The following is a 7,892-nucleotide window of genomic DNA, read 5'->3' on the forward strand; positions in this document are numbered from 1 at the left end:
GCTGAACGGTACAATGAATCAAAAACTAAAATGGCTTCATTTATTAATATAAATACGAAATTCGATAAGTAAACCTGCGCATCCTTACAAGTTGTTGGCGTGGGTTGGCAGGCTACAACGTATTGAAGAAGGTCTACTACATACGTAGCAGCCACGTTTGCAGTTCTTCGAACCGAAAATTTTGGTAGTCTTTACGGGTAACCGTGAACAACGCACACTTGTGCAACACTATTTTCGCTAAAATCAACATGGGTTTATCGGTATAGACGTTCATCCACGTTCTTTTATAGACATATATACGTTTCGGTACCGCTAGTTCCTATGTTCCTGCAAGCCATCGCCCGCTTTTCTTTTCTGCTCTGTCTCCCGCTATTATTCTGGACCAGTACATCGTTTCTCCCGTCTACCACTGATCCGGTTTACTCGGTCAGTACCGCTGTTGGAAAAGCTAACCCACCCACACCGAGGGTACTGGTTTTTTCTAAAACCAAAGGCTGGAAACACTCGTCGATTCCGTTCGGAATTGCCGCGATTCAGAAGCTGGGGCAGCAACATAATTTCCATGTTGACACCACGACTAATGCTGCTCGGTTCACCGACGAGAGTTTGAAGCAATACGCAACTGTCATATTCAACAACACCACAGGAAACGTACTGAACGGCGAGCAGCAGGCAGCGTTCGAGCGGTATATTCAGGCGGGGGGTGGCTACGTCGGTATTCACGCGGCCGCCGATACTGAGTATGACTGGCCTTGGTACGGGAAACTAATGGGGGCGTTTTTCGCCAGCCATCCGCATAACCCTAACGTGCGCAAAGCGACAGTCGATGTAGTCGACAAAAATAATCCAGCCACGACCGGGTTACCAGATCGATGGGAGCGTACTGATGAGTGGTATAACTACCGTTCGTTCTATTCTGGAATTAAAGTACTTGCCGAGCTTGACGAGAATACATATGAAGGAGGCACCAATGGGGCCAGCCACCCCATTAGCTGGTACCAGGAGTTCGACGGGGGGCGGGCGTTCTACACCGGAAACGGGCATACTGACGAAAGCTACAGCGACCCGACTTTCCTAAAGCACTTGCTAGGTGGAATTCAATACGCCATCGGTACCAACAAATCACTTGACTACAGTAAAGCGTATGCCAAAGTGACGCCCGAGCAAAATCGTTTCGTCAAGACTATACTGGTCAATGACCTCAACGCCCCTATGGAGCTGGCCGTTGCGCCGGACGGACGGGTCTTTTTTACGGAGCTGTTCGGCAATTTTTCGGTGTACGATCCGCGCACGGGCCAACGCTCCCTGGTTCACGAATTTCCGGTAACTACTGTTGGCGGAACCGGCCTGATTGGCGTAACACTCGACCCCAAATTCAGCCAGAATCACTACATATATCTTTATTATGCACCCGGTGGACAAACCGAAGAACCGATCAATTTCCAGTTGTCGCGCTTTACGTTGACGTCGGATAATACGCTCGATCTGGCATCGGAGAAGGTAATGCTCAAAGTACCAGTTCAGAAGAATAGTGCCTCGCACCACGGCGGCTCACTGGCGTGGGACAAAGACGGGAATCTTTACCTCTCGACCGGCGACAGTTCCAGTCCGTTCCCCTCCAACGGTTTTGCCCCGCTGGACGAACGACCAGGTCAGGAATACTACAGTCTGGATTCGCAGCGGTCAGCAGGAAACACGAATGATCTGAAGGGAAAAGTGTTACGTATCCACCCCGAACCGGACGGCACATACACCATTCCTGACGGTAATCTATTCTCCAAGGGTACCGACCCGTCGGACCGCGCCAAAACTCGTCCTGAGATCTATGTCATGGGCTGCCGGAACCCGTACCGCATTGCCGTCAATCCGAAAACGTCAGTACTGTATTGGGGTGAAATTGGTCCTGATGCGGGCAAAGACAGTATCCAGGGACCACGCGGTTACGACGAATTCAACCAGGCGAAAAAGGCGGGTAATTTTGGCTGGCCCTACTTCGTAGGCAACAACTACGCTTACGCCAAATGGGACTTCGCCACTCAGAAAGCCGGTCCAAAATTTGACCCGAACGGTCCTATCAATACGTCGCCCAACAACACCGGCCTTACCAAGCTACCTCCGGCAACACCCGCCATGATCTGGTACCCCTATGCAGCATCACCGGAGTTTCCGGAACTGGGTGTCGGTGGCCGCAGCGCGATGGCCGGTTCGTTCTACACCTTCGACCCGAAAAATCCATCGACAAGCAAGTTTCCTGACTACTACGACGGTAAGCTTTTCGTGTTCGACTGGATGCGTAACTGGGTCATGGCTCTGAGTTTTGATGCGCAGGAAAATTACGTTCGCAGCGAACCGTTTATGGCAGCCAGTGGCGATTTTCGGCGGCCCATCGATTTGGCCTTTGGCCCTAACGGTGACATGTATATGCTCGAATACGGCTCAGTATACGGAGCAGATAACGAGGATGCCCGCCTGGTCAAGATCGAGTACAACCGGGGGAACCGCGCACCCATTGCCCAGGCGAGCGTAACCGATTCTGCCGCCGAAGCGTATATTGATAAGACGGTCTTCCTGACCTCGGAGCGGAAAAACATGCCGGTCATCCGCGAAGCTACCGGCCAGGCTCCGCTACGGGTTACGTTCAACAGCCGGGGCAGCAAAGACCTCGACGATGACGACGACGTTACGTATAAATGGCTGTTTGATGGCAAGACAGTTGGCGCCACGACTCCGACCGCTACCCACACATTCAGTAAGCCCGGTGTCTACCGGACTATTCTGGCGGTTACCGACAAGGCGGGGTTAATAAGCCGCGATACATTGTTAGTAAAAGTGGGCAACACAAAACCCAGCGTTGCCATTACCAGTCCTGGTAACAAGTCATTCTACTGGCCGGACAAACCCTTCAACTACAGCGTCAAGGTAACCGACAAGGAAGATAAACCAATTGATTCCAAGCGGCTGAAAGTGCAGTACATTTATAACCCTCAGCCAAGTACGCTCAGTGCCAGTACACCCATCCGAACGCTGGCGCAGGCCGAGCCGCTGGGCAAAACCCTGATGGCAAACAGCGATTGTAAAGCCTGCCATACGGTTGGTAATGTGTCTGTCGGACCGTCGTTGCTGGCCATTGCGCAACGCTACAAAAGTCAGTCTGGATCGGCCGATAAGCTAGCAGCCAAGATTATTGCCGGTGGGGGTGGAAGCTGGGGAACCGAGCACGTTATGAGCGCGCATCCGCAGCTCAGCTCGCAGGACGCGAAAGAGATGGTCCGGTATATTTTCTCGCTGACCGATAAGACCAAAGCCGAAGCGCTGCTCCCCGCAACGGGTAAACTGGCTCTGACCGATCATCAGCCCGACGACGTTCGGGGGCAGTACACCATGCTGGCTACGTATACGGATAAAGGAGGCAAGGTCATTGGCCCGCTGACGAGCACCGATGTTGTGACGCTGCGTAACGCAACCGTAAAATCCATCTACGCCGACGCCCACGTGGGTTTCTCCCGCTTTAAAGACAACCTGTCGCCGGGAGCCCATAAGTCGTACATCTTGCTAAAAAATGTTGATCTAACAGGGATCAAACAATTCATTTATGAATACGGGTCGGCGGGGCAGACCGGCGAGATCGAGGTTCGAATCGATTCTTATGCCGGTCCGGTCATCAGTACGACAACCTACCAATCAACGGGTTCGTGGGACAAAATGGCGCAGCTAACCGGTCAGATAAACAAGCCGGTTTCAGGGCGGCACGACGTTTATTTCTTTGCGATCAAACGGACCAAACCCAACAATTCTATTCTGAAATTGAATGCCATCCAATTTGTAGACTAGCATTGGTTATGACCCGGCTACCGCTCATCGTTCACTTGGTTCTGGTTCTGGTTTTTTGGTCTGAACACTTATCCGCTCAGACCGAAAAACCTCGGTACCGGGTCCTGGCTATGGCCGAAAAGGGCGGTGGCGTTCATGCTCCTTTCGTAGCAGCCGCTCGAACATGGCTTCGGCAGGAAGCCCAGAAGCAGCAGTTTACCATCGATTACATTGACAATACGGACTCCATTAACGCGGCTTTTCTGGACCGTTACCAGGTATTTATTCAATTAAACTACCCGCCCTACAACTGGACGGACACGGCCAAAGCTACGTTCACTCGCTACCTAGAAACCGGCAAGATTGGCTGGATTGGCTTTCACCACGCGTCGCTACTGGGACAGTTCGATGGCTTTGCGATGTGGCCCTGGTTTTCGGATTTCATGGGAGGCATCCGGTACAAAAATTACATTCCAACATTCTCAACAGCAACGGTCAACGTAGAGGCCCGTGCGCATCCCTGTATGAAGGACGTACCGGCCTCGTTCGTGGTACAGCATGAAGAATGGTACGTGTACGACAAGAGCCCGCGACCAAATGTGCACGTATTAGCCGCTGTCGATGAATCGACCTACACCCCTGATTCGCCTATTAAGATGGGTGATCATCCAGTGATCTGGTCGAACGAGCGGATGAAAGCACGTAACGTTTACCTATTTATGGGGCATCACCCTGACTTGTTTCAGAACCGTGCCTTTACCACCATTGTACACAATGCCCTTGGGTGGACTTCTCGAAACACAACAGAGTAGCAGTTCAGTTTATTTCTGGCCTGCTCCGCCGATTACGGCACAATTGACGGTATAATACGAAGTTAATTAGCCCTTTCTACTGAAGCTGTTTTCAAGTATAATCAGCTCCTCTTAACGCAGACGAATCATTTCGATTCCTCTTTTTCACTGATGTTATCGTTCACCAGCATTCGAAAGATGCTGGTTTTTTTATGCTGTTTCTAGCATCCGTTCTCCAGCAACAGGTAGTAAGCAGGCCACAGGGCAAATAGATAACCCTAACATAATTTATGCCACTTAGCACCTATCAATCAAAAATTTTTTTGTTACCAATTATACATTTCCTTACAATAAAAGTGTACCAAATTTAATTTGATGCTTTTTACTCATAACCGTTCTCCTCTCTTAGGTCACATATAAATAATGACCCGCCTTATTTTTAAAATCGGGGCGATCTATCTCAGAATAGTTATATCATTTAATGTACATACATCATAAAATTACCTAGTATCCAAATTTTTCATATGAAGTAAGGCACAATACCAATTTAAAGTTTGCCATACTTCTTGCTACTACGCCTTTGCGGAGTTGCAGGAAGTATGGCATAACGCCCCTACCACTTGCGACGAAACAAGATCAAAAAGTAACCAAAATAACGTTTATGGAAAAATCAGATTTACTCATCAAACCAAGCCGTCCTCCTTCTTTTCTATCGCCTGCTCGCCCTATTTGGCCAGGACTGTTCTGGTAGTTTTTGTCCGTTAACGCACCATTCCATCCTGGTGCAAATCTGTTTGTACGTGCTTACCCCTGCCTGAATTTCCCAAGCGGAATTATCGGCTTGTTTTTTTTATCCTAACCAATTATCTCATGCGAACATTTATTTCGTTGTTCCTTGGTTGGTTGCGCCGCCTGCTTACGTTTCTGGTTGGCCCCTCCCCTACCCCGCCTACACCTTTTATTCCATCCCCGCCCAAGTGGCATCGTTTATTAGGTAACGTCCTCTCTGTCCGACAGCGAGCCTATCTGGCTATGCTGTTTTTGGGTTTACTGGTACCTACGGTTTCGCAGGCACAGCTAGGACTGCCGACATCACTGCAGATTTGTCCGGGACAGTCTACGACGATACCGCTTAACCTAGGTGCGCTAGCCGGAACAGGAGCCATAACTGTCAATGCTACTACTAATTCCCCAACGGGTTTAACAGCAACGGTTAATACAAACTCCGGGATTCTTATTGCGGCAAGTCCAACTTTGGCACCAGGGAGTTATACTCTATCGGTAACCGCTACCACACCGGGTGTTCCTCCCTTAATTGCTGGGTTAGTAGTTGGACCGGTAATCGTTCCCATCACTGTTCCTAACGTAGCTCCTACGTTAAACAATCTCGCAGGTTCTACGTTAGGAACGGTTCTCAACGTAGGCAGTTGTACAACAGGCACCCTGAGTTACACGGTTCTATCAGGAACACTTACGGGCACAACTGGGACAGCACCTCAGCTTACGTTTGTACCCGCGCTCAATGGTGCGACACTTGCCGTCGCTTGTACAGGCGGTCCTTGTCCGGCAACTGCTAGCACGCTCGTTCTACCAACGGTATCGCTGCCCAGCCTATTGCCAACAACACTGGCGCCGATCTGTACCGGACAGCCCCTATCCTTCTCGGTGGGCATCGCTAACATCGGCTCCGTCCTACCCAGTACCATTACGGCCAGCGTGTCGGGTATCGCCAACGCAACGGTCAGTGCGCTGGGTGCCAACGGCCTGTTGAACGTCAATATCCCGACCGTGCCCTCCGGCACCAACACGCTCACCGTTTCGCTCAGCGTAGCTGGTGCTCAGGTGGCGACGGTGCCCATCAGCGTGACGGGCATTGACGCCATCGTGCCTGCTACCAACCTGGCTTCCGCCGTGGTCGGCACCGCCCTCACCCTGGGCACCTGCCCCGTGGGCAACCCTCTGAGCTACACCCTGGCCAACGGCACCATCGGCACGGGCAACCTGACCTTCGCGGCCAACCTCTCGGGCCAGTCGGTCACCATCGCTTGTCAGGGCAGCCCCTGCCCACCGGCAACCATCACGCTGCCAACCGTATCCCTACCCAGCCTGACTCAGCCCGTGCTGGCCCCCATCTGCGCTGGACAGCCCCTGTCCTTCTCGGTGGGCATCGCTAACATCGGCAACAACCTGCCTAGCCTGCTAACGGCTAGCGTGTCGGGTATCGCCAACGTAACGGTCAGTGTGCTGGGTGCCAACGGCCTGTTGAACGTCAACATCCCGACCGTGCCCTCCGGCACCAACACGCTCACCGTTTCGCTCAGCCTGGCTGGCGTGCAGGTGGCCACGGTGCCCATCAGCGTGACGGGCATTGACGCCATCGTGCCTGCCACCAACCTGGCCTCCGCCGTGGTCGGCACCGCCCTCACCCTGGGCACCTGCCCCGTGGGCAATCCTCTGAGTTACACCCTGGCCAACGGCACCATCGGCACGGGCAACCTGACCTTCGCGGCCAACCTCTCGGGCCAGTCGGTCACCATCGCTTGTCAGGGCAGCCCCTGCCCACCGGCAACGGTCGTGCTACCGACCGTATCGCTGCCCAGCCTGACCCAGCCCGTGCTGGCCCCCATCTGTACCGGACAGCCCCTGTCCTTCTCGGTGGGCATCGCTAACATCGGCAACAACCTGCCTAGCCTGCTAACGGCTAGCGTGTCGGGTATCGCCAACGCAACGGTGAGTGTGCTGGGTGCCAACGGCCTGCTGAACGTCAACATCCCGACCGTGCCATCGGGCACCAACACGCTCACCGTTTCGCTCAGCCTGGCTGGCGTACAGGTGGCCACGGTGCCCATCAGCGTGACGGGCATTGACGCCATCGTGCCTGCTACCAACCTGGCTTCCGCCGTGGTCGGCACCGCCCTCACCCTGGGCACCTGCCCCGTGGGCAACCCCCTGAGCTATACCCTGGCCGACGGCACCATCGGCACGGGCAACCTGACCTTCGCGGCCAACCTCTCGGGCCAGTCGGTCACCATCGCTTGTCAGGGCAGCCCCTGCCCACCGGCAACCATCACGCTGCCAACCGTATCGCTGCCTAGCCTGACCCAGCCCGTGCTGGCTCCCATCTGCGCTGGACAGCCTCTGTCCTTCTCGGTGGGCATCGCTAACATCGGCAACAACCTGCCTAGCCTGCTAACGGCTAGCGTGTCGGGTATCGCCAACGTAACGGTCAGTGTGCTGGGCGCCAACGGCCTGTTGAACGTCAACATCCCGACCGTGCCATCGGGCACCAAC

At 53.4% G+C, this 7,892-nt stretch carries 3 protein-coding genes; all 3 read left to right on the top strand.

Going from position 1 to position 7,892, the window contains the following annotated elements; genetic code table 11:
- Nucleotides 1-321: 321 nt before the first annotated feature.
- Nucleotides 322-3,831, top strand: coding sequence for a ThuA domain-containing protein (locus tag ACYVAD_RS11605; protein ID WP_461139659.1), 3,510 nt, complete (start codon nucleotides 322-324; stop codon nucleotides 3,829-3,831).
- Between the two features lie 8 nt (nucleotides 3,832-3,839).
- On the top strand, nucleotides 3,840-4,622 hold the full coding sequence (locus ACYVAD_RS11610; RefSeq protein WP_461139660.1) for a ThuA domain-containing protein: 783 nt from the start codon (nucleotides 3,840-3,842) through the stop codon (nucleotides 4,620-4,622).
- An 849-nt stretch (nucleotides 4,623-5,471) separates the two neighbouring features.
- The coding region (locus tag ACYVAD_RS11615; protein ID WP_461139661.1) for a hypothetical protein at nucleotides 5,472-7,892 on the top strand (2,421 nt) is incomplete at its 3' end.

It is taken from the genome of Spirosoma pomorum, from assembly GCF_054776615.1.